Origin of the sequence: Paractinoplanes pyxinae, from assembly GCF_026626335.1 — a bacterium.
GTDB classification, from domain to species: Bacteria; Actinomycetota; Actinomycetes; order Mycobacteriales; family Micromonosporaceae; genus Actinoplanes; species Actinoplanes pyxinae.
In genome coordinates this window covers 85,283-106,990 of record NZ_JAPNTZ010000013.1, presented here as the reverse complement: position 1 = coordinate 106,990, position 21,708 = coordinate 85,283, and the positions used below count along the sequence as shown (strand labels likewise).

Here is a 21,708-nt window from a genome sequence, read left to right as displayed (position 1 = left end):
TAGACTTCGGAGGATGGCCGAGCATGAGTCGCCCACGACGATCCGGGACAGGGCCGTCGCGGTCGCCGACTATCTGCTCGCCGTGCGCTCCCAGATGGAACGGCCCGCCCGCACGACGCCGGCCGACGCCATCCGCCTCGACTCCCTGCCCGACCACGTCGCCTGCAGTCTCGGTCTGAACGCGGCTCAAGACGGCACGTCGTGGCTGCGGGTGGGCCTGCCCGAGCTGCCCGGCCCGGTCAGTGTGCCGCCCGAGCTGCGCCGCCGGCTGCGCGGCGAGGTCTCGGCCGCCGCCGAGCCCGACGCGGAACCCGTGGGCGAGCAGGACGAGTTCGAGGTGTGGCGCGACGAGGTGTGGCGTCCCTGGGCGTACGTCACGGGCGAGGCCGAGAAGACCCGGGAGCTCCACCGCAGGCTGTTCGACCTGATGCACCAGCTCGACATGACCGCCGCCACCACCGAGCTCGTCTGGGGCCACGGCCTGCTCTCGACCACGGTCAACGGCGAGCGCGTCCACTACCCGCTGGTCGCGACCCCGGTCCTGATCGAGTACGAGCCCGACCGGTCCATGATCACCGTCTCGCCGGCCGGGCCGTCCCGCCTGCAGACCGACGCGCTCTCCGGGCTCGACGACCGCTACCTCAGCCAGCTGGTTGCCCTGGCCGGCCCGGCCGGCACCCTCGAGGTCGACCTGTGGAACGACCTGGACCGCCGGGAGCTGTTCGAGCGGGCCCTGGGCCGGCTGGGCTACGACCGGCTGATCACGGACGAGGAGACGACCCGCCCGCACATCCGCGACGCGGGCGTCCTGTTCGTGCGGCCCAAGCAGCGGCTCCTGCGCGGCTTCCTCGAGAACCTGCGCGACCGCCTGCTGGCCGGTGACACCGCCGCCGTGGGCGCGCTGGCCGCGATCGTGGCGCACGAGCCGAGCAAGTTGCAGATGCCCGGCGACGACGGGGAGCGCTGGCAGCGGGTCGGCGAGCGCCTGCTCATGCCGCTGCCCACCAACGAGGCGCAGGAGTCGATCGCCCGCCGCCTGGCCCTGCACCGCAACGTGGCCGTCCAGGGTCCGCCCGGCACCGGCAAGACCCACACCATCCGCAACCTGATCTGCCATCTCATGGCCAACGGCAAGCGGGTGCTGGTCGTCGCGCAGAAGGAAGACCCGCTCCGGGTGCTCCGCGACGGCCTGCCCGAAGAGATCCGCTCGCTGTGCCTGGCCGTGCTCGGGCGCACCACCGACCAGCTGGTCCAGCTGCAGCTGGCCGCCCGCGAGCTCTCGGACAGGGCCGCCACCCTGGACAAAGAGGCCGAGGCGCGCCGGGTCGAGCGGCTGACCGGCCTGCTCGAAGAGGCCGAACGCGAGCTGGCCACGGCCCTGGGCGGTCTGCGCGCGATCGCCGAGAACGAGGCCGTCACGTACGTGGTCGACGGCGCCCCGATGACCCCGGTCGAGGTGGGCGCCTGGCTGCGCGAGCGGGCCGCCCACGACGCCGGCATCCCCGACCCGGTCGACGGCCCGCCGCCGCTGGACAGTGCCGAGTTCGCCACCCTGCTCGACCTGGCCACCCGCATCTGGCCGCAGGACAGGGCGGCCGCCCTGCAGCCGCTGCCGGTCGCTGACGACCTGCCGTCGGCGGCCGAGGAGAGGCAGCGCCGGGCCGAGCGCGACGAGCTGGCGGCCCTGGTCGCGGAGCTGGCCGGCCAGGGTCTGGCCATCGACCAGGTGCGGAATTCGAACGTCGCCGCCGCCCGCGACGACCTGCACGAGGCGCTGGCCTGGCTCCGCCGCCGCGAGGGGGCCTGGACCGACCGGCTGGGCCGGCTGCTCACCGACCCGCACTGGCGCGCGGTGTGGGCCGACCACGTGGCCGCCACCGAGGCGCTGCTGGCCGAGCTGGCCGCGCTGACCCGGACGCTGGCCGGCCACCAGGTGAGCGTGCCCGACTCGTACGCAGCGGAACCGAAGCGGCTGCTGGCTCAGCTGGCCGAGATGCGCCAGCGGTTCGCCAGCGGCCGCGGCCTGAGCCGTCTGCTCCAGGCGGCCCTGTTCCGGGTGGCCGACGACGTGCGGGTGGACGGCGAGCCCCTGCGCAGCGCCGAGGACGTCGACGTGGCGGCGGCCTGGGTGCGCCGGAACCAGGCCCGGCAGCGGCTCGGCGGTCACTGGTCGGAGTGGCGGCAGCGGCTCGACATCGCCGCGCCCGCGGGTGGCTGGGGCGATCCCGAGCTGTGGGCCGGGGCGTTGCTGGCCGACGCCGGGCAGTCGCTCGATTGGGACGTACGGCATTGGCCCGCCCTGGCCGAGCGGTTGTCCCACCTCGTACCTCAGCACGATCTTGACCTTGACCCGAGCCGCCTGGCCCGGGTGGCCGACCTGCTCGATGCCGCGCCCGCCGTCTACAAGCTCGACAATCTGCTGAAGTCGGAGCAAGAGACGGCCCAGATGCTGGAGCCGTGGCCGCGTCCGGCCAAGGCGTGGGCCACCCTGGAGGGCTGGGACGAGGAGGTCGCCGAGGTCAGGCGCCTGCACGACCTGCGTCCCGGGGCCGAGCGTTTCGTCGAGCTGCGCGACCGGCTGGCCGGGAAGGCGCCGGAGTGGGCCGCCCGGATAGAGGAAGGCCGCGTCCCGCCGGTCAGCGGCAAGGCCTGCCTGGCCGCCTGGCAGTGGCGGCAGGCGCAGACCTGGTTCGACGACGTGATCGGCAGCGTCGACCCGGCGGTGCTGGCCAAGCGGGTCGAGTCGGCCCGCGACAAGATCCGCCGCCGCACCGCCGAGCTGGTGGTGGCCTCGGCCTGGCTCGAGGTGTCGCGGAGCCTGGACGACCGGCGCCGGGCCGCCCTGGCCGACTGGACCACGGCTCTCCGCAAGATCGGCAAGGGCACCGGGCGTACGGCCGCGGCCTGGCAGGCCCACGCCCAGCGCGCGATGGAGTCGGCCGTCGAGGCGGTGCCGGTCTGGGTCATGTCGGTCGACCGGGCCATCGAGCAGTTCGCCGGGGGCGCCCGCTTCGACGTGGTGATCGTGGACGAGGCGTCGCAGGCCGACCTGTTCGCGCTGCCCGTGCTGTCGCTGGCCGAGCGGGCCGTGGTGGTCGGCGACGACCAGCAGATCGGTCCCCAGCTGGGCTTCGTCGGGCCGGTGGCCGGGCTGATCCACAGTCACCTGGACGACGTGCCGTCGGCCGAGCACTTCGACCCCGAGTCGTCGCTGTACGACCACGCCGTACGCCGGTCGCCCGAGCGGATCCTGCTGACCGAGCACTTCCGCTGCGTGCCGCAGATCATCGAGTTCTCGTCGCGCCACTACTACGACGGCAAGATCATGCCGTTGCGGGCCGACCGGCCGGCGTTCGCTCCCATCCGTACGGTGTTCCTGCCCGAAGGTGTCCGGCAGCCGATCGGCGGCTTCGGGGACGTCAACGAGGCCGAGGCGCAGGCGCTGGTCGAACAGGTCGCGTCGATCGTGGGCGATCCGCGGTACGACGGTCGCACGCTCGGCGTGATCTCGCTGCTCAGCACGAGCGGGCAGGCCGGCTATCTGCTGCACCTGCTGCGCGAGCGGATCGGCGAGGACGAGATCCAGGCCCGGCGGCTGCGGGTGGGTGACGCGTACACGTTCCAGGGCGACGAGCGGGACGTCGTACTGGTGTCCATGGTGGTCTCGGACAACGATCCCCGGGTGGCCGCGTTCACCAAGCGCGAGTACCACCGCCGGATCAACGTCGCCGCGTCACGGGCCCGGGATCAGTTGTGGATCTTCCATTCGGTGCGCCCCGGATCGCTGCTCGCCGACGACGCCCGGGGCCTCCTCCTGACGTACGCGCTCAATTTGACCCCGGCCGAAGAGGCGGCCGACCTGGCCGGGCGCTGCGAGAGCGACTTCGAACGGGACGTGCTGAAACGGCTGCTGGCTCGCGGCTTCCGGCCGATCCCGCAGTTCAAGATCGGCGCCTACCGCATCGATTTCGTGCTCAACGCGCCGGACGGACGCCGGCTGGCCATCGAGTGCGACGGCGACCGGTATCACGGCCCCGAGCAGTGGGAGAGCGACATGCGCCGCCAGGCGGTGCTGGAACGGGTCGGCAACTGCGTCTTCGTGCGCATCCGGGGCAGCATCTACGCCCGCGAGCCGGAAGCGGCGATGGCCCCGGTGTGGCAGCGGCTGGCCGAGCTCGAGATCGCCCCGATCGCTTAGACCGTACGCAGGTGGGCGGCGATGGCGTCGGCCGAGCGCCGGGGCGAGGTGGTGAGCACGTTGTGCGCGGCCTGCGGCAGGGTCACCATCGTGCCGCCGGTCAGCGCGGCCACCTCGGCCCGCCACCGCGCCGGGGCCACCGGGTCGAGCGCGCCGGCCAGCACGAGCGGCCGCACGCTCAGCTTGACCAGATCGTCCTCGACGGCGTTGCGCACCGAGTGGCCGACGGTCGCCAGCACCCGCCACGGCTTGGCGTCGAGGACGTCGCGGGCCAGGATCGGCGCCTGCCACGGGGCCTCGACCTGGGTGTCGAGCAGCCACCGACCGATCAGGGCACGGCGGGTGCGGCCGCTCGGATCGCAGGTCGGACTGGCCAGCACGAGCGCCGCCACCGTTTCCGGCACCAGCACGGCGAGCCGGGCCGCGACCTCGGCGCCGAACGAGTGCCCGACCAGCGCCACCCGGCCGAGCCCGCGCGCCGCCAACCAGGCCACCAGGACCTCGGCGTGCTCGCCCACGTCGTACGCCCGCGCCGGCTTGCCGCTGCGCCCGAAGCCCGGCAGGTCGGGCAGCACGACGGGGTGCCGGTCGGCCAGGGCGCGGGCCACCGGCAGCAGGTAGCGGTGCGACACGGCCAGCCCGTGCAGCATCACCACCGGCAGCCCCGGCGCCTCCTCGTGACTGCGGTCGTGGAGGCCGAGGGTCCACCGGCTCGGAAAAGTGGTCACACCCGGACGGACTACCCGATCATGAACCGGGCATGCGTTCGATCCGGGCCTTCACGCGGCAGTAGTTCGAGAGCAGGGTGACCAGGGCCGGGCCGTCGATCAGCTCGAGCGGGCGGCCGGCCACCGCGTCGTACGCCTCGGACTCGATGCCGCCCAGCGAGACCAGGATCCCCTTGGTCGCCCCGGCCGCCGTCACTGCTCCAGCCAGCGCGTGCACCGCGGCCGAGCCGGTGGCCGGGCCGCGCATCGCGAAGATCACCACCTGACCGCCGAAGACCGGGCGGGGATCGGTGGCGTGCCAGCGGGCGCCCAGGTCGGTGCGGGTGGCCGCGCCCATCTGCAGACCCATCACGCCGAACAGGTCGGCCAGCTGCTGCTCCCACGCCGCCTCGGTCAGGGCGACCAGGTTGGGACGCTCGTCGATCTCGGCCAGCACGTTGAACTCTTCGGTGAAGTCGCGGTCGGCGTCCCGGTCGAAGTCCATCTTGCCGGTGACGGCGGCCAGCTCGTCGGGGGCCGCCGACAGCGCCCCCTCGAGGTGCTTCACGCAGGCCACCGGGTCGACCCGGCGCAGCTTGATGGCGGCGAACGTCTCGCGGGTGGTCTGGATCGAGACCAGGGTGGGGCGGACGAACCGGCCGTTGCGCTTGTCGATCGTGTCGACGATGCCGTTGAACGACACCTGCTGGACCAGCCCGCCGCGGTCGGCCTCGATGACCTCGTGGATCGTGCGCAGGGTGACCCGGGCGATCACGTCCACGTAGCGGCGGCGCACCTCGGCCTCGTCGCGCGGGATGGCCGTCACGTCGTCGCGGAACCGGTCGTAGCGGTACTCCTTGATCTGGGGCACCACCTCGATCGGGGGCAGGTGGTACTCGATCAGCAGGTGGCGCTGCTTGGGCAGGTAGGCCAGGCGGAAGTGCTGCGGGAAGTCGTCGGGGTAGACCGAGTTGCCGAGCACCATGGCGAAGTACTCGACCACCGAGGACGGGTCGGCGCCGGCCACCGCGGCCGCGAACCGGTCGACCTCGGCGTTGTAGGCGGCGATCCGGGCCTCGTACTTGCGCAGGCTTTCGTCGTACGCCTTCTGCCGCACCGCCAACTGCTGCCGGCGCCGCTGCTCGGCCTCGGCCCACCGGGCCCGCGCGTCCTCGTAGGCACGTTGCGCGCCGGCCGTCTGCTGCTGCCGCAGCCGGTCACCGCCGAGGATCTTGCCGACACCGCGCGGCTGCGGGGGCACGTAGCTCTCCCACCGCGGCTCGGGCGTCGGGCGGCCCAGCGGGCCCGGATCGAACGGCGGAACCTCGACCGGCTTCTTGAACAGCTGCAGGTCGATGTGGTCGTCCACGTCGAGGGTCGAGAGCAGCAGAGCGTCGAGATCGCTGAGCCGGGCCCGGATCTCGGCGTTGGCGGCGGCGGTGTCGGCCGTCCTCGCCTCGACGTAGAGCCGCTGGTGCTCGCGTTTACGGTCGGCGTCCCCCGCCGCTTGCTGGGCAGCGGCTATCGCGTGATCGGCGTTGCGCCGGATCAGATCGCGCTGCTGCGCGGCCGCGGTGTTGGCCCGCTGATCAGCGAACGCCTGGGTGGCGTGCGCCCGCTGCATGTCTCGAATGATGCCCATGCCTCGTCCTCGCTCGGCGTACTGTCCAATCGCCACCATATCCATCCACAAGCGGATCAAGTCACGGGGCGCATCCTTGCGAGTGCGTTGCGTGCATGACACCGGCGCCGGGCGGGTAGCAATCGCACATGGTTCCACCGTCGGCACTAGCAGTGACTGTCCGTCATGGAAGTGGCGCTCTTTCCGGTGCGGAATCACGCAGCGCAGTGGTCAGCCGATCAGGTCTTTCCCTACTCTGATCGGGCGAGAAGGTGCAGCTCCCGGTGTTGACGAGGCCGACGGTCAAACATTGGGGCGGTCGTCCACTGTTATCTCGGCCCGGTGACGGGTCGTAATAGTTCAGGGGCGTGGGGACACTCTGGGGGAGGTGGCGGCCCGATGGCGGCACCCGAGGAACGGCAGCGCGTGCCGGCGCCGCGCCGGCCGGCCGACGACCGGGCCGCCTGGTTCTCGTACACGGTGACCGGCGACCGCATCGTGTGGTCGGGTCCGCTGCGGGCGATGCTCGGCGACCCGCCGGCCCGCGACGAGGTCAGCCGCAAGATTCTCGTCCGCTACGTGCACCGCGACGACCACGCCGAGGCGCTGTCGGCCATCACGAAAGCCTGGACCACCCGCGCCCAGGTGCGCACGACGATCCGCCTCATGCGCGCTGACGGCGGCTGGTTCGACGTGGACTGCCGGCTCGATCCGATCAAGAGCCCCGACGGCACGGTCCGCGGCATCCGGGGCACGGTGACAGATGTCTCAGATCGCGAGCGGGCCCGCCGCGAGACCGACCGGCTGGCCCGGCGCGGCGAGACCGTCCGGGCCTCGCTGGTCGAGCCCGATCCGGCGACCGGCCTGCTCCCGCGGGCCCGCTTCGCCGACGAGATTGACCGCGCGCAGCGCCGCGGCGGCGGCGCCGTGCTGGTCGTGCGGGTGCAGCCCGAGCTGCCGGGCGCGGACGGCGCGGTCCGGCCGGAACTCAACGCCGACCTGCTGCACCGGGCCGCCCGCGTGCTCGAGGGCGTGATGCAGCGGGGCGCGCTGCTGGGCCGGGTCGGCCCCAACGAACTCGGCGTGCTGCTGCCCGGCACCAGCTGGCCGATGGCCCGGCGCGAGGCCGAGCTGCTGGTCGAGGCGCTGCGGGCGCAGACCTTCGTGCTGCCCGACACCTGGCTGCGGGCCCGGGCCTGGGGCGGGCTCGTGCGGTTCACGCCCGACGGCGACGCCGGCAGCCACGAGCTGCTGATCGACGCCGAGCTGGCCTGGCGCCAGTCCCGCGAGGGGGTGGTGCCGCTGACCCTGGTGCCGCACCCGGTGCCGGCCCGCGACCGGCAGGGCTCGTACCGCAGCCGGGTCGCCGACGCCCTCGACACCGACCGCTTCACCCTCTACGCCCAGCCCATCCTCGAGCTGCAGAGCAACGAGATCACCCGGCACGAGCTGCTGCTGCGGGTGCTCGACGACGGCGACGGGCCGCAGTCGCCGATCCAGGTGCTGGACATCGCCGAGCGCCTGGACGCGGTCTTCGACATCGACCTGTGGGTTGTCGAGCGGGCCATGCAGCTGGCCGCCGAGCAGCCCGGCACCTGTCTGCAGATCAACCTCTCGGGCCGCTCGGTCGGGGACCCGCGGCTCACCGACGAGGTCACCCGGCTCATCGAGCAGTACCAGGTGAAGCCCCAGCAGCTCACCTTCGAGATCACCGAGACCGCGCTGATCGGCAACCTGAGCGAGGCCCGCCGGTTCGCCGACCAGGTCCGCGAGCTGGGCTGCGAGCTCGCGCTGGACGACTTCGGCTCCGGCTACGCGTCGTTCCGCTACCTGCGGATCTTCCCGATCGACCTGGTCAAGATCGATGGCGAGTACGTCGTCGACCTGGTCGCCAACCCGCAGGACCAGGTGCTGGTGCGGGCCCTGGTGCAGGTGTGCCAGGCCTACGGGATCCACACCGTGGCCGAGTTCGTGCAGGACGAGCCGACCCTGCGGCTGCTGCGTGAGCTGGGCGTCGACTACGTCCAGGGCTATCTGATCGGGCGCCCGGCCCCCGTCGTCGAAGGCCGATTGCGTACGCCGTGAGCGGGGTATATGCGCGGCATGGAGCACTACACGATCGCCACCGTCGCCGAGCAGAGCCCCGACTTCCGCCGCGTGCTCTGGACCGGCAAGCACACCCAGCTCGTGATCATGACGATTCCGCCGGACGGCGAGATCGGTGAGGAGGTCCACGAGGTGGACCAGATCCTCACCTTCGTCAGCGGAACGGCCAAGGCCATCGTCAGCGGGCAGGAGCGCAATGTGGCCCAGGGCGACCTGGTCGTCGTCCCGGCCGGGCGCAAGCACAACTTCATCAACACCGGGCCCAACCCGCTGGTCCTCTACACCGTCTACGGCCCGGCCGAGCACGCCGACGGCGCCGTGCACAAGACGAAGGAAGAGGCCGACCGGCTCGAGGAAGAGGGCAAGGACGAGCCGCCGCAGTCCTGAGGCGGCGATCAACCAGAACGGAAGCACGACGCCGGCGCCGGCCGTGGCCCCCCAGCCGAACCGGCGCCGGCGTCGTGCCGTTCTGGATTGCCCCGGTGGAAGTTCCAGCGCAGCGTACTAGGGACAACGCCGGTCGTCGATCGATACGACCCGGATCGTGACCTCGGGCCGCCGCGCCACTAACCTCTCTCCATGGAACAGCAGCCCCGCTGGTTGACCGACGAGCAGCAGCAGACGTGGCGGCGCTTCGTCGAAGTGCTCATCAAGGTCCCCGCGGCGCTCGAGGCCCAGCTGCAGCGCGACGCCGGCCTGACCCACATGGGCTACATCGTGCTGGTGGCGCTGAGCGACCAGCCCGACCGCCGGCTCGCCATGAGCAAGCTGGCCAAGATGGTCAGCGCCTCGCTGTCCCGCCTCTCGCACGTCATCGCCCGCCTCGAGGGCCAGGGCTGGGTGCGCCGCGAGCGTGACCCGCAGGACGGGCGCGTGCAGATCGCCGTGCTCACCGAGGACGGCTTCACCAAGATCAAGGAATCGGCCCCCGGCCACGTCGAGGCGGTGCAGCAGCTGATCTTCGACCGGCTCACCCCGGCCCAGGTGAAACAGCTCGCCAAGCTGGCCGAAACTCTGCTCGACGAGCCCTTAGGCTAGGCCGATGAGTCAGCGAGTTCAGGGCGTCATCGCCCGCAGCAAGGGTGCCCCCGTCGAGCTCACGACCATCGTGGTGCCCGACCCCGGGCCGGGTGAGGCCGTGGTCGCGATCCAGGCGTGCGGGGTGTGCCACACCGACCTGCACTACCGCGAGGGCGGCATCAACGACGACTTCCCGTTCCTGCTCGGCCACGAAGCAGCCGGCGTGGTCGAGTCGGTCGGCGCCGGCGTCACCGACGTCGAGCCGGGCGACTTCGCGGTGCTCAACTGGCGGGCCGTGTGCGGCGTCTGCCGGGCCTGCAAGAAGGGCAAGCCGTGGTACTGCTTCGCCACGCACAACGCGACTCAGAAGATGACTCTGGAGGACGGCACCGAGCTGTCCCCGGCCCTGGGCATCGGCGCCTTCGTCGAGAAGACGCTCGTCCACGCCGGACAGTGCACAAAGGTCGACCCGCGGGCTCGCGCGGCGGCGGTGGGCCTGCTCGGCTGCGGCGTGATGGCGGGCATCGGCGCGGCCATCAACACCGGCGGCGTGACCCGGGGCGACTCGGTCGCGGTGATCGGCTGCGGCGGTGTCGGTGACGGCGCGGTGGCCGGCGCGGCCCTGGCCGGGGCGACCACGATCATCGCCATCGACACGGACGACCAGAAGCTCGAGTGGGCGCGCGGGTTCGGCGCGACGCACACGGTCAACGCCCGCGAGGGGGACGTCGTCGAGAAGGTCAAGGAGCTCACCGGCGGCTTCGGGGCCGATGTGGTGGTCGAGGCGGTGGGCCGGCCCGAGACGTACGAGCAGGCCTTCTACATGCGCGACCTGGCCGGCACGGTGGTGCTGGTCGGCGTGCCCACGCCCGACATGAAGATCGAGCTGCCGCTGCTCGAGATCTTCGGCCGCGGCGGGGCGCTCAAGTCCAGCTGGTACGGCGACTGCCTGCCGACCCGCGACTTCCCGATGCTCACCGAGCTGTACCTGCAGGGCCGCCTCGACCTGGACGCCTTCGTGACCGAGGAGATCCCGCTGAACGGGGTCGAGGAGGCCTTCAACAAGATGCACACCGGTGGCGTGCTGCGCTCGGTGGTCGTGTTCTAAGCGGCCCTTGCGTACGCCGGCACCGAACGGTCGGCGAGCAGGTCGAGGGCCAGGGCGGCGGTCCAGCTGAAGGTGGGCGCGCCCAGGCCCTCGCCGGTCACCGGGTGGAAGTACTCGAAGTGGCCCTGCTGGTGCACCAGGCGCACCATGGCCGCCCGCAGCTCCTCGGCCTCGTCACGCCGGCCGTGCACGAGCAGGCCCCGGCGCAGCAGCCAGTTCATGTTGATCCAGATCGGGCCCCGCCAGTAGCGCATGGTGTCGAAGTCGGCCGCCGTCCGGTCGTAGCTCGGCGCCGGCATGCCGAACCGGGCCGACTTCGCCTCGGCCACGATGCCCTCGACCTGCTCGCTCGGCAGGTCGGGCAGCAGCAGCGGCATCAGCCCGCTCACACAGTGGGCCGGGCTCAGCGTTCCGGTACGCACGTCACGAGCGTGGAACATCCGCGTCCGCGGGTTCCACAGGCGGGCGACGAGCGCGTGGGCGATGCGCTGGGCCCGCTCGCGGTGGCCGGCGGCTTCTGTCGTACGGCCGAGAACTCCCGCGATCTGGGCCAGGGCCAGCTCGGCGGCGCCCAGGATCGCGTTGAACGACGGGCACTCCACCGCGAAGTCGTGCCGGGACAGCAGGTCGGTGTCCGAATAGCTCTCGGCGCGGTAGCTGAGGACCAGGCCGACGTACCGGGCGTAGTCGCGGTCGGTCGGGCGGTGGGCCGCGTCGGCGACGTCCAGGTCGCGCCGGCGGTACGTCGACAGCAGGGAGAGGTCGGCCGGCACGTTGGCCATCGCGGCGTCCCAGGCCGGGCTGTTGTCCAGGCCCGACTCCCACGGATGCACGATCGCGGCCAGGCCGGCGCCGCCCAGGTTCCGGCGGTGGGTCAGATAGTCCTGCTGGGCGACCAGGCGGGGGTAGAGCCATTCGAGTTCGGCGTGGGCCTCTTGCACGCAGGCCGCGCCGTGGGCCGCCGCGCGACGGTAGACCTTCCAGGCCGCGACGGCGTGCAGGGGTGGCTGCACGATGCCGGTGCTTCCGTGCGCCGGGCGTACGCCGTACGCGGGAACGCCCCAGAAGGCCGGCCCGGGGAAGTAGTCGGCCTCGGCGGTCGCGGGGTCGAAGACGATGTGCGGCACCCGGCCGTCGGGCCATTGCGCCTCGAACAAGCTGCGCAGGTCACGCCAGGCTCGGCCCGGATTGACGTACGCCAGACCGACCGCGATGAAGGCGGTGTCCCAGCTCCACTGGTGCGGGTAGAGGCGGCGGGAGGGCACCATGTGGTCGCCGGACCAGTTCGTCTCGAGGACGCCGGCGGCGGAGTTCCAGAGTTCGGCAGACATCTCGGTCACAGACTCGGTCATGGCAGGGGTTCCGGGGTGCATCTAAGCAGAGGACCTTTCCGGTGCGGGCGCCGGTAAACCTCGGTACCGAGGCGCGGACCAGCATGCTTCCGCCTCCGCCACGATTGCGGACGGACCGCCGGTGCGCCGGCCTCCGGATAACGATCGGGTAACCGGTGCACGGAGTCCGGGCCGGGCACCTACGCTTCGCGAGTCTTGATCTTCGGGTACGGAGGACTCCCGGTGCGTCAAAGTCTCGCCCGCCGCCTGCTTCTCGCGCTGGTGGCACTCAGTGTGTCCGGCGCGGCGGCGCCTCCGGCCCAGGCGGCCCCGGCCAAGGCGAAGGTCGACTTCTACGTCAAGAACTACACGCTCGCGCCGGGCAGCAGTCTCGAACTCCGTACGCTGCTGTTCGCCGACCGGCCGCTGCCGGTGCGCAGGGGCGACGTGAACCTCGTGTACCGCTTCGCCGGCCAGGGCCCGGGCTTGCATCTGCAGGAGGCGGGCCACCCGAACAACTGCAGCGTCCGGCAGCCCGACCTGCTCGAACTGACGTGCTCGGCCGAGGTCGGCGCGCTCACGCCGGAAGGTGTCGAGTCCAACGTCGTGGGCTGGGTCGTCGCCGGGGACGACGCCGTGGTGGGCCGGACCGGCACCCTGACGGCGACCATGACGGTGAAGGGGTTCGCCCCGGTCACCCGCACCGCGACGATCCGGATCGGCGAGCGGGTCGGCCTCACCGCGGCCGACAGCGCGAAGGACACGTCGGCGCCGCCCGGGGGCTCGGTGGACGTGCCGCTGACCATCACCAACACGGGCTCGGTGCCGATCCGGGGGACGGCCTTCGGCTCGTACACGCAGTACGCGTTCGAGAGCCGCACCCAGTTCAGCAACTGCTACTACCTCGGCGGTGAGCTGCGCTACTGCCTCTTCGACCAGACGCTCGCGCCCGGAGCCGCCTACCGCGTCACCCTGCCGCTGCGGATGCGGAAGGACACGTACGCACCGAGCCGGCAGAACGGCAGCTGGCAGTGGATGACCAAGGACGAGTTCGCCGACCTGCGGCAGTACGTGCAGAGGGGCGGCTTCGAACCGCTCGGCACGCCCGGCCGGGGTGGGGTGCTGCGCCTGACCCCGCTCGCCACGGCCAAGGCCGACCCACCGCAGGCCCTCGAGGAGTACGTGTCGGACGGACTGGCCGTCACGGTCACCGGCAAGCACTCGACCGACCTGGCCGCCGTCGGCGCCCGGGCCACCGGCCAGAAGGGCGCGATCGTCCGGGTCAAGGTCGGCATCCGTAACGACGGGCCGGCCACCATCGACCGTCAGCGGGTCAACGCGCCCTGGCCGAAGGCGCGGGTCTTCATCCCGAAGGGCACCACCGCGACGAAGGTGCCGGACATCTGCTTCCCGATGACCGACCGCGGGGTGGTCGACTACGGGCACGGCGGCCGGCCGGGGGAGCTGCGCTACAGCTGCTACCTGGACTCGATGTTCAAGGTCGGCTTCACCGACCCGCTGAACTTCAGCCTGCGGATCGACCAGGTCATCACCGGCGCGGCCGGGTCGGTGAAGGTGGACGCTCCGGCCGAGGAACTGAACAAGGCCAACAACTCGGCCTACATCGTGATCAACGGAGCCGCGCCGCCGGCCGCTCCGCCCGTCGCACCGCCGGCCGGCGGTGGCGAGGGTGGTGGCGGCGGCCTGCCGATCACCGGACCGGCCGGTGGGCTGGCCGGCCTGCTGCTGGTGCTCGGCGGCGTGGCGGCGCTGCTGATCGGCCGGCGGCGGCGCGCCTAGGCGCTGATCGCCAGCCAGAGGCGGCTACGGCGGCCGGGCAGGTAGGGGGAGTCGAGGCGTTTCGCGACGACCCCGCCCAGGCCCTGCGCCGCGGCCGCCTCCAGCGCGAACTCGCCCCCGCCGGGGAAGTAGGGCGGGGTCTGCCAGTGCTCGCCGTCGATGGACAGTCCCTCCAGGAGCTCGCGGCGCTCGGCGTAGCGCAGCGCCTCCACCGTGCTGTGCCCCTCGAGCCACAGCAGGTCGTAGGCCAGGAAGTAGACCGGGGTGCGCTCAGCGGCCCGCTTGGCCGCCGCCGCGTCCTTGGGCGCCTTCCGTTTCTCCAGCTGGGCCGGGTCGGGCAGGGTCACGATCTCGCCGTCCAGCACGGCCTCGGTCGGCGCCAGCGCGGGGCCGAGCGGCCGGATCTCGGGATACCAGCTCGTCACGTCCTCGCCGTCGGCGTTCAGCAGGCGGACGCGGCCGCCCGAGACGTACGCCACGACACGCCGACCGCCCCAGGCCATCTCGTAGCCCCACTCGGCGTCGTCGCCGGCGGCCGGCAGGTGCACGGCCCGGGTCGCGAGCATCGGATCGACCGCCTCGGGCATCGGCTCCCAGCCGGGCTCGGGCGGGTCCATCCGGCGGACCATCCAGTCGTTGCCGCCGGTCTGGAAGAACACGTACCGCCCGCTCGTCCGGTCACCGTGGAACGTCACCCCGATCTCGTCGTCGCGCCACTTGCCGGTCTCGTAGGTGCCGCTGTCGAAGATGGTCATCCGGCCGCCGCCGTACTCGCCGGCCGGGATCTCGCCCGAGAACTCGAGGTATTCCAGCGGGTGATCCTCGGTGTGTTTGGCCAGGTTGTTGCGGCCCTGGCCGCGTGGGAGGCCACGGGGGACGGCGAACGAGACGAGGACGCCGTCGCGTTCCAGCCGGACGTCCCAGTGCAGGCTGCGGGCGTGGTGCTGCTGGATCACGAACCGCCTGGACTCGCTCGGCGGCGGCGTCTGCTCAGGGACGGGTTCGGGCGTGCGCGTGGCGTCCCGCTTGCGCCGGTATTCCGCGAGACGGTCCGTCATGGACCCATTGTCTTCCCGGGCCGGGGCGGAAATACACCGGCGTAATTCGTCATACGTGTGTGCGAGAGTGGGGGCATGGTAGCCAAGGGAACAATTCGGAACTCTCGATGATCACAGGTTTCCCCCGACGGTGGCTCGGGGTAGTGTCTTGGCTCCGACGCGTGTCCGACGGGTGGGAGGCAAGGCTGCGATGACGTTGCGCATCCTGGTGGTGGGCGCCGGAATCGCGGGGCTCTCCGCCGCGCGTGCCCTGCGGCTCGCCGGGTTCCGGCCCGACGTGGTCGAGGAACTGCCGGCCTCCATGCTGCCGGGCGCCGGCATCTATCTGCCCGGCAACGCGTTGCGGGCCCTGCGCCAGCTCGGCCTCGACGCGCCGCTGCGCCCCCTGGGCGACCTCATCTTCCGCCAGGTCTTCCTCGACAGTCGCGGGCGCGAGCTGTTCGAGATGGACGTGGCCGGGCTCTGGGCCGGCGTCGGCGAGTCCCGCGCCCTGTCCCGGGCCGACCTGCAGCAGGTGCTGCTCACCGGCGTCGGCGGCGAGGTGCGCTACGACACGGCCGTCCGCTCGCTCGAGGTGTTCGACAAGACCGCCAAGGTCGAGTTCGGCGACGGCCAGGTGGCCGAGTACGACCTGGTCGTCGGGGCCGACGGCCGCCGCTCGACCATCCGGGCCCAAGCCGGTCTGGGCGGTCCGGCCGTGCCGACCGGCCAGATCGTCTACCGCTCGGTGATCACCGGCGGCCCGCCGCTGAGCGACTGGACGGCCCTGCTCGGGCGCCGGTCCTCCTTCGTGGCCATGCCCATGGGCGGCCGCAAGCTCTACTTCCACGCCGACGAGACGGCCCCCGACTCCCCCAACCCGGACGACCCGGTGGCCCACGTGCGCGAGCTGTTCGGCACGTTCGGCGGCCCCGCCCCGGCGATCCTCAACGCGCTGGAAAAGGTGCAGGTCGCGCGCACCGACGAGGTCGTGCTCGACCGCTGGTCGACCGGCCCGGTGGTGCTGCTGGGTGACGCGGCCCACGCCACCGCGCCCACACTGGCCCAGGGCGCCGCCATGTCGTTCGAGGACGCGGTCGTTCTGGGCGAAGAGCTGCGGAAACTCCCGGACGACATCCCCGCCGTGCTTCGCGCGTACGAGGAACGCCGTCGCCCCCGCTGCGCCGAGGTGCGCGACCGCACCCGCGAGCGCGACCGCACCCGCGACGTGCCGCCGGCCCTGCGCGATCCCATGCTGCGCAGGCGTGGCCTGCGGATCTTCTCCGATCACTACCGGGCGCTGGTGCATCCGGCCTAGGCGGTGGCACAAACCCCGGCTGACCTGTTTGGTCACCCCGCGCCCGCGGTATGCCGGTGGGGGACTATTCTGCCTGCGAGGTACGCCTGCGATCTCTGGCGTACTGAGAGGGACGAACGAGACAACGGAGGCTATTCGTGACGACCGTTGCGCCTAAGCCGATCGTGACCCGGCCATATCCGGTCCGGCGGCAGGTCAAGGGTTCGGCACTCGCCCGAATCCTGCGCACGACGGACGCGAAGCAGATCGGGATCATGTACATGATCACGGCCTTCGTGTTCTACATGCTCGGCGGCCTCATGGCGCTGCTGATGCGCACCGAACTGGCTCGCCCGGGCATGCAGTTGCTCTCGCCCGAGCAGTACAACCAGCTGTTCACGATGCACGGCACGATCATGCTGCTGTTCTTCGCGACGCCGATCGTCTTCGCCTTCGCGAACTTCGTGGTGCCGATCCAGATCGGCGCGCCCGACGTGGCGTTCCCGCGGCTCAACGCGTTCGCGTACTGGCTCTACCTGTTCGGCGGCACGATCACCATCAGCGGGTTCTTCACCCCCGGTGGCGCGGCCGACTTCGGCTGGTTCGCCTACACCCCGCTGAGCGACGGGCTGCACTCGCCCGGCGTCGGCGGCAACATGTGGGTCGTCGGCCTGGCCCTCTCGGGTCTGGGCACGATCCTCGGTGGCGTCAACCTGATCACCACGGTGCTCACCCTGCGCGCGCCCGGCATGACCATGTTCCGCATGCCGATCATGACGTGGAACATCCTCGTCACCAGCCTTCTGGTGATCATGGTCTTCCCGTTCCTGGCCGCCGCGCTGTTCGCCCTCGCCGCCGACCGCGTGCTCGGCGCCCACGTGTTCGACGTGGACACGGGCGGCCCGATGCTGTGGCAGCACCTCTTCTGGTTCTTCGGCCACCCCGAGGTGTACATCGTGGCGCTGCCGTTCTTCGGCATCATCACCGAGGTCATCCCGGTCTTCAGCCGCAAGCCGGTCTTCGGCTACAAGGGCCTGGTCGCCGCTACGCTGCTGATCGCCGCCCTGTCGATGTCGGTGTGGGCGCACCACATGTTCGTCACCGGCCAGGTGCTGCTGCCGTTCTTCAGCTTCCTGAGCTTCCTCATCGCGGTGCCGACGGGCATGAAGTTCTTCGTGTGGATCGGCACGATGTGGCGCGGCCAGATCAGCTTCGAGACACCGATGCTGTTCGCGATCGGCTTCCTCGTGACGTTCCTCTTCGGCGGTCTGTCCGGCGTGCTGCTGGCCTCCCCGCCGATCGACTTCCACGTGTCCGACTCGTACTTCGTGATCGCGCACTTCCACTACGTGCTGTTCGGCACGATCGTGTTCGCGGTGTTCGCCGGCATCTACTTCTGGTTCCCGAAGATGTTCGGCCGGATGCTCGACGAGCGCCTGGGCAAGATTCACTTCTGGCTCACGTTCATCGGCTTCCACGCCACGTTCCTGGTGCAGCACTGGCTGGGCACCAAGGGCATGCCGCGCCGGTACGTCGACTACCTGGCCTCCGACGGCTTCACGTTCCTCAACACGTTCTCGACGATCGGCTCGTTCGTGCTCGGCCTGTCGACGCTGCCGTTCATCTACAACGTGTGGAAGTCGTACAAGGTCGGCCAGCTGGTCACGGTGGACGACCCGTGGGGCCACGGCAACTCGCTCGAGTGGGCCACGTCCTCGCCGCCGCCGCTGCGCAACTTCGACAAGATGCCCCGCATCCGCTCGGAGCGCCCCGCCTTCGACGCGAAGTTCCCCGAGCTGGCCGCGGGCGAGCAGTCGATCGCCGGCCCGCCCGAGGGCGGCGCCCGCCCCCTCACCAAGGAGTCGGACGGCGGCGCGACCTACCCCGAAGACACCGGCGCCAACCGCGACTGACAGGCGTCAGAAACGGCCCGTTCCCCAGCCGGGGAGCGGGCCGTTCCGCATTCCGGCCAGGGTTCCGGCGGGACAGCCCCTCAGGGCGTGGTGAGGCGGCGGATCGTGCGGGTCAGCGTCTCGACGTCGAGTTCGCGACCGGTGATGAGCGCCCGCAGCGTCACGCCGTCGAAGAAGGTGACCACGTCGCGGGCGGCCTCCGGGCCCACATGGGGTTCGAGCAGGTCACGCATGCCGGTCAGCCAGGCCAGGGCCAGCGGACGCAGGGCCGGGTCACGGCCGGCGGCCACATACAGCTCAACCTCCATCTGCGCCCGCCGCCGGTCGGTGACGTACTCGACGATCACTTCCGCGACGGCGGCCGGGATGTCGGAGGCCGCCCGAAGCCGCCCGGCCCACTGCTCGAAGTCGGACTGCAGGTCGGCCGCCGACAGCCGCAACCCCGCAGCGATGAGGTCGTCGAGCGTGGGGAAGTAGTAGGTCGTCGCCCCGAGAGGCAGCCCGGCCCGAGCGGCCACGGCCCGATGCGTGGTGCGCCCGATCCCCACCTCCGAGATCACCTCCAGCGCCGCCGCCGCCAGGGCCTGCCGCCGGGCTTCGGGATCACGCGCCCGCTGAGGCCGCCGCCCGCTCGTCTTCTCCGCCGCGCCACCGTCAACCGTCCGCCGCCCGCTAGTCTGCTGCGCCGCGCCGCGCTCGACCGGCCGCCGTTCGGCCGCCGGCGCGCCTGAAGCCGGGCGCTCATGTGCCTCGCTGCTGTCTGTGGTCAGCCGCAGGTCGGCCGGCGGCTCACTTTCGCGTTCCGCAGTCGGCCCAGGGCGCCTTGGGCCGGTGCCGGACGCCGTTCCTGGGTCACCGCGCCTCCGCCCGCCGCGCGCGAGGATCGGCGCTTCCTCGGATTCCGGCTCCCGGTCCACGCGCCGCCGCCCAGCCGCTGCCGTGCGGCGGGCCGGCTCACCGGCGGTTGAGTCGTCGTCTTGCGTGCGGGCTGGCGCCGTCTCGGGTTCCGGGGGTGCGCTGGCCTGCTGTCCCGCTGGTGTTGTGCGGCGGGCCGGGCCGGGCGTGTCGGGGGCGTGGGCCGGCGGGGGAGCGGGGTCGGTCAATGGGCACCGCCCAGGTTCACGGTCACTACTCCGGCGATGATGAGGCTGACGCCGACGACCTTAGCGGTGTTGAGGGGCTCGCCGAGGAAGACCGCGCCGATGGCGACGATGGCGGCCGTGCCGAGGGCGGACCACAGCGCGTAGACAACGCCGACGGGCAGGTCTTTGACGCAGACCGACAGCGCCGCGAAAGAGATCACGTAGCCGGTGAGGCAGGCGACCGTGGGCCAGAGCTTGGAGAAGCCCTCGGTCGACTTGAGCAGGCTGGTCGCCGCCACCTCCGCCGCGATGGCGATCAGCAGGAACACGTAGGGCACGGCGACCTTCTCTCGTTCTTGTACGGCTGTACAAGTACAAACGTACAAGTCGACGGCGCGCATGCCAACGGTGATCCGGCCCACCCTCACTCAGGGTTGGGAAAGGCTGGCCACCCAGCGAGAACGAGAGGTCAGGACTTCGCCGGGCGATCGACGTCGGCCTCGGCGGAGGTCAGCTCGGAGGCGGCATAAGCGGCGACGGCAGCACCGGCGACGGCCGGCTCACCGACGGCCGGCTCGCCGACCGCGGGCTTGACGTTGCCCGGCTCGTCCGCAATCGGCTCGCCGTCGCGTTGGGTGGGGACGGGCGGCACGGTGGCGGCGCGGCGACGGCGGATCTCGGTGGGGAGGACGATCAGGGCGATCAACACGCCGGCCCCGCCCACGGCGACGAAACCCCAGGGCGCCGAGAAGCGGTCGGCCGCGAAGCCGGCGATGGGGCCGCCGAGGGCGACGCCCACCGTGAGCGAGGAGTTGTGCAGGCCCATGGCCTCGCCCCGGGCCCCGGCCGGGATCATGCGGCTGATCGCATCGGCCGTGGCGGTGATCAGCGGGGCGCACAGGGCGCCGGCCGGGATCAGCAGCAGGGCGACCACCCACCAGTGCGCGTTGCCCAGGCCGACCAGCATCGTGGCGACGGCCAGCGGGATCAGCAAAACCACCGGCGGCAGCGGGCGGTGGATCACCCCGTACACGAAACCGCCCAGCAGCGAATAGAACGCCCACAACGTCATGACCAGGCCCGTCCAGCCCAGCTCGCCGTTGCCGCGCAGCACCGCCACCAGGGCGACGTCGGTGCCGGACAGGACCAGGGTGGCGGCCATCGTCACGAGCAGCACGGCGACGAAGCGGGGCGTGAGCCAGCTGCGCCGGGGCACCCGCTCGCCGGTCGTGATGGGCGCCTCGTGCGCGGCCCGGACCGGCGGGTTGAGCAGCCACAGGCCGACGCCGGAGATCAGGATGCCGACGGCCAGCATGAGCATGGCCCAGCGCCCGCCGGCCGTCGTGGCGACGAGGACGCCCAGCGCGGGACCGGCCATGAACGACAGCTCGGTCGAGATCGAGTCGAGCGCGAAGGCGGGCAGGCGCTGCGCCTCGGGCGTGAGCGCGCTGATCGACTGGCGGGCCACCGAGAACGCCGGCAGGGCCAGGAAGCCGCCGACCAACGCCATGACTAGCAGCGCCCAGTAGGGCACGGCCTGGGCCAGCGACCAGAAGATCACCTCGGCCACCGTGGTGAGCACGAGGACGAGCCGCAGGCCGCGCCGGTCGATCAGGCGGCCCATGAGGGGAGCGCCGACCGAGCCGCCGACGGTGAACGCCGCGCCGATCAGACCGGCCGCGCCGTAGCCCCGATCGAGGTCGGTGACGACGTGCAGGGTCAGCACGACGGCGCCGGCCGCGATCGGGATGCGCGCGAGCGTCGCCACCGCCAGCAGCGACTTGATGCCGGGCAGGGCGAGCGTGTCACGGTAAGGCTTGAGAAGCATCTGGTTCCTGACCTCCGGGGCTCATCCTGCCCCGGGGGTGCGACAAAAAACCAACTACTTGATCAAGCAGGAATCAGGACGAGACGACCGGTTCGCCAGTCGTCTCGATCGACGCGGCCCGGAACTGCTCGAGCGCGGTGGCCGTGGTTCCGGGGGCGACACCCGCCGTGAGCTCCAGCAACACCGTCGTCGCGAAACCCTCGGCTTTGGCGTCGAGCGCCGTCGCGCGTACGCAATGGTCGGTGGCGATGCCCACCAGTTCGACTTCCGTCACATTGCGCTCGCGCAGCCACGCCGCCAGGGTCTCGCCGGCCTCGGTGTGGCCCTCGAAGCCCGAGTACGCCGCCTGGTGCTCGCCCTTGTGGAAGACCGCCTCGATCTTGTCGGTGGCCAGTTCGGGGTGGAAGTCGGCCCCGGTCGAGCCGACCACGCAGTGCGCGGGCCACGTGTCCTGGTAGTCCGGGTGGGCGCTGAAGTGGGCGCCCGGGTCGATGTGCCAGTCCTTGGTGGCGACCACGTGGTCCCACCGGTCGCCCGCCTTGCCCAGCACCAGCGAGATGCCCGCGGCGACGGCGGCGCCCCCGGTGACGGCCAGGGAGCCGCCCTCGCAGAAGTCGTTCTGGACGTCGACGATGATCAGCGCTCGTGTCACGGGTGAAC

16 protein-coding genes are annotated in these 21,708 nt (G+C 71.7%); 8 read left to right on the top strand and 8 right to left on the bottom strand.

From position 1 onward, the window contains the following. Positions 1-13: 13 nt before the first annotated feature. On the top strand, positions 14-4,198 hold the full coding sequence (locus OWR29_RS32955; protein ID WP_267567289.1) for a PDDEXK-like endonuclease domain-containing protein: 4,185 nt from the start codon (positions 14-16) through the stop codon (positions 4,196-4,198). Here the strand turns inward: OWR29_RS32955 and OWR29_RS32950 are convergent. Both OWR29_RS32950 and OWR29_RS32945 read right to left on the bottom strand, forming a co-directional pair. Further along, entirely contained in the window at positions 4,195-4,926 is a 732-nt protein-coding gene (locus OWR29_RS32950) for an alpha/beta fold hydrolase (protein ID WP_267567288.1), read from the bottom strand. The two genes, OWR29_RS32955 and OWR29_RS32950, sit on opposite strands and share 4 nt — an antisense overlap. A gap of 19 nt (positions 4,927-4,945) precedes the next feature. Next, a complete protein-coding gene (locus OWR29_RS32945) occupies positions 4,946-6,547 on the bottom strand; it encodes a restriction endonuclease (protein ID WP_267567287.1) in 1,602 nt (533 codons plus the stop codon). 378 nt (positions 6,548-6,925) lie between these two features. On the opposite strand from OWR29_RS32945, the gene OWR29_RS32940 reads away from it, so the two are divergent. The 4 genes from OWR29_RS32940 (at position 6,926) to OWR29_RS32925 (ending at position 10,760) form a co-directional block, all read left to right on the top strand. Further along, positions 6,926-8,611 (top strand): EAL domain-containing protein, encoded by a 1,686-nt coding sequence (locus tag OWR29_RS32940; RefSeq protein WP_267567286.1) that lies wholly within the window; start codon positions 6,926-6,928, stop codon positions 8,609-8,611. A gap of 18 nt (positions 8,612-8,629) precedes the next feature. Beyond that, entirely contained in the window at positions 8,630-9,019 is a 390-nt protein-coding gene (locus OWR29_RS32935) for a cupin domain-containing protein (RefSeq protein ID WP_267567464.1), read from the top strand. A gap of 192 nt (positions 9,020-9,211) precedes the next feature. After that, positions 9,212-9,670: a MarR family winged helix-turn-helix transcriptional regulator gene (locus tag OWR29_RS32930; protein ID WP_267567284.1), complete on the top strand. Its 459-nt coding sequence runs from the start codon at positions 9,212-9,214 to the stop codon at positions 9,668-9,670. Positions 9,671-9,674: 4 nt separating this feature from the next. Then, positions 9,675-10,760, top strand: coding sequence for an S-(hydroxymethyl)mycothiol dehydrogenase (locus OWR29_RS32925; RefSeq protein WP_267567283.1), 1,086 nt, complete (start codon positions 9,675-9,677; stop codon positions 10,758-10,760). Here the strand turns inward: OWR29_RS32925 and OWR29_RS32920 are convergent. Beyond that, complete coding sequence (locus OWR29_RS32920; RefSeq protein WP_267567282.1) at positions 10,757-12,112, bottom strand: MGH1-like glycoside hydrolase domain-containing protein; 1,356 nt, start codon at positions 12,110-12,112, stop codon at positions 10,757-10,759. The two genes, OWR29_RS32925 and OWR29_RS32920, sit on opposite strands and share 4 nt — an antisense overlap. A 222-nt stretch (positions 12,113-12,334) precedes the next feature. Between OWR29_RS32920 and OWR29_RS32915 the strand changes: the two genes are divergently transcribed. After that, complete coding sequence (locus tag OWR29_RS32915; RefSeq protein WP_267567281.1) at positions 12,335-13,891, top strand: COG1361 family protein; 1,557 nt, start codon at positions 12,335-12,337, stop codon at positions 13,889-13,891. Here the strand turns inward: OWR29_RS32915 and OWR29_RS32910 are convergent. After that, positions 13,888-14,949, bottom strand: coding sequence for a DNA polymerase ligase N-terminal domain-containing protein (locus OWR29_RS32910; protein WP_267567280.1), 1,062 nt, complete (start codon positions 14,947-14,949; stop codon positions 13,888-13,890). The two genes, OWR29_RS32915 and OWR29_RS32910, sit on opposite strands and share 4 nt — an antisense overlap. Positions 14,950-15,139: 190 nt before the next feature. Between OWR29_RS32910 and OWR29_RS32905 the strand changes: the two genes are divergently transcribed. After that, positions 15,140-16,246: an FAD-dependent monooxygenase gene (locus tag OWR29_RS32905; RefSeq protein ID WP_267567279.1), complete on the top strand. Its 1,107-nt coding sequence runs from the start codon at positions 15,140-15,142 to the stop codon at positions 16,244-16,246. A 137-nt stretch (positions 16,247-16,383) separates the two neighbouring features. Next, a complete protein-coding gene (gene ctaD, locus OWR29_RS32900) occupies positions 16,384-18,138 on the top strand; it encodes an aa3-type cytochrome oxidase subunit I (protein WP_267567278.1) in 1,755 nt (584 codons plus the stop codon). Positions 18,139-18,218: 80 nt separating this feature from the next. Here ctaD and OWR29_RS32895 read toward each other — a convergent pair whose 3' ends face one another. The 4 genes from OWR29_RS32895 to OWR29_RS32880 form a co-directional block, all read right to left on the bottom strand. Then, a complete protein-coding gene (locus OWR29_RS32895) occupies positions 18,219-18,704 on the bottom strand; it encodes a TetR/AcrR family transcriptional regulator (protein WP_438872696.1) in 486 nt (161 codons plus the stop codon). 533 nt (positions 18,705-19,237) lie between these two features. Beyond that, positions 19,238-19,558 carry a DMT family transporter gene (locus OWR29_RS32890; RefSeq protein ID WP_221382905.1) on the bottom strand — a complete coding sequence of 107 codons (321 nt, stop codon included), beginning with the start codon at positions 19,556-19,558 and terminating at the stop codon, positions 19,238-19,240. A 131-nt stretch (positions 19,559-19,689) separates the two neighbouring features. Next, the gene (locus tag OWR29_RS32885; protein WP_267567277.1) at positions 19,690-21,048 is read right to left on the bottom strand and encodes an MFS transporter; all 1,359 of its coding nucleotides are present in this window, start codon (positions 21,046-21,048) and stop codon (positions 19,690-19,692) included. A gap of 73 nt (positions 21,049-21,121) precedes the next feature. After that, positions 21,122-21,700 (bottom strand): isochorismatase family protein, encoded by a 579-nt coding sequence (locus tag OWR29_RS32880; RefSeq protein ID WP_267567276.1) that lies wholly within the window; start codon positions 21,698-21,700, stop codon positions 21,122-21,124. Between the last annotated feature and the right edge of the window lie 8 nt (positions 21,701-21,708).

What these genes read in the sequence shown, in the direction of transcription:
- OWR29_RS32940 (WP_267567286.1), top strand. Translation starts at nt 6,926, where the DNA reads ATGGCGGCACCCGAGGAACGGCAGCGCGTGCCGGCGCCGCGCCGGCCG.
- OWR29_RS32925 (WP_267567283.1), top strand. Translation starts at nt 9,675, where the DNA reads ATGAGTCAGCGAGTTCAGGGCGTCATCGCCCGCAGCAAGGGTGCCCCC.
- OWR29_RS32955 (WP_267567289.1), top strand. Translation starts at nt 14, where the DNA reads ATGGCCGAGCATGAGTCGCCCACGACGATCCGGGACAGGGCCGTCGCG.
- OWR29_RS32905 (WP_267567279.1), top strand. Translation starts at nt 15,140, where the DNA reads ATGACGTTGCGCATCCTGGTGGTGGGCGCCGGAATCGCGGGGCTCTCC.
- OWR29_RS32920 (WP_267567282.1), bottom strand. Translation starts at nt 12,112, where the DNA reads ATGACCGAGTCTGTGACCGAGATGTCTGCCGAACTCTGGAACTCCGCC.
- OWR29_RS32910 (WP_267567280.1), bottom strand. Translation starts at nt 14,949, where the DNA reads ATGACGGACCGTCTCGCGGAATACCGGCGCAAGCGGGACGCCACGCGC.
- OWR29_RS32935 (WP_267567464.1), top strand. Translation starts at nt 8,630, where the DNA reads ATGGAGCACTACACGATCGCCACCGTCGCCGAGCAGAGCCCCGACTTC.
- OWR29_RS32885 (WP_267567277.1), bottom strand. Translation starts at nt 21,048, where the DNA reads ATGCTTCTCAAGCCTTACCGTGACACGCTCGCCCTGCCCGGCATCAAG.
- OWR29_RS32930 (WP_267567284.1), top strand. Translation starts at nt 9,212, where the DNA reads ATGGAACAGCAGCCCCGCTGGTTGACCGACGAGCAGCAGCAGACGTGG.
- OWR29_RS32945 (WP_267567287.1), bottom strand. Translation starts at nt 6,547, where the DNA reads ATGGGCATCATTCGAGACATGCAGCGGGCGCACGCCACCCAGGCGTTC.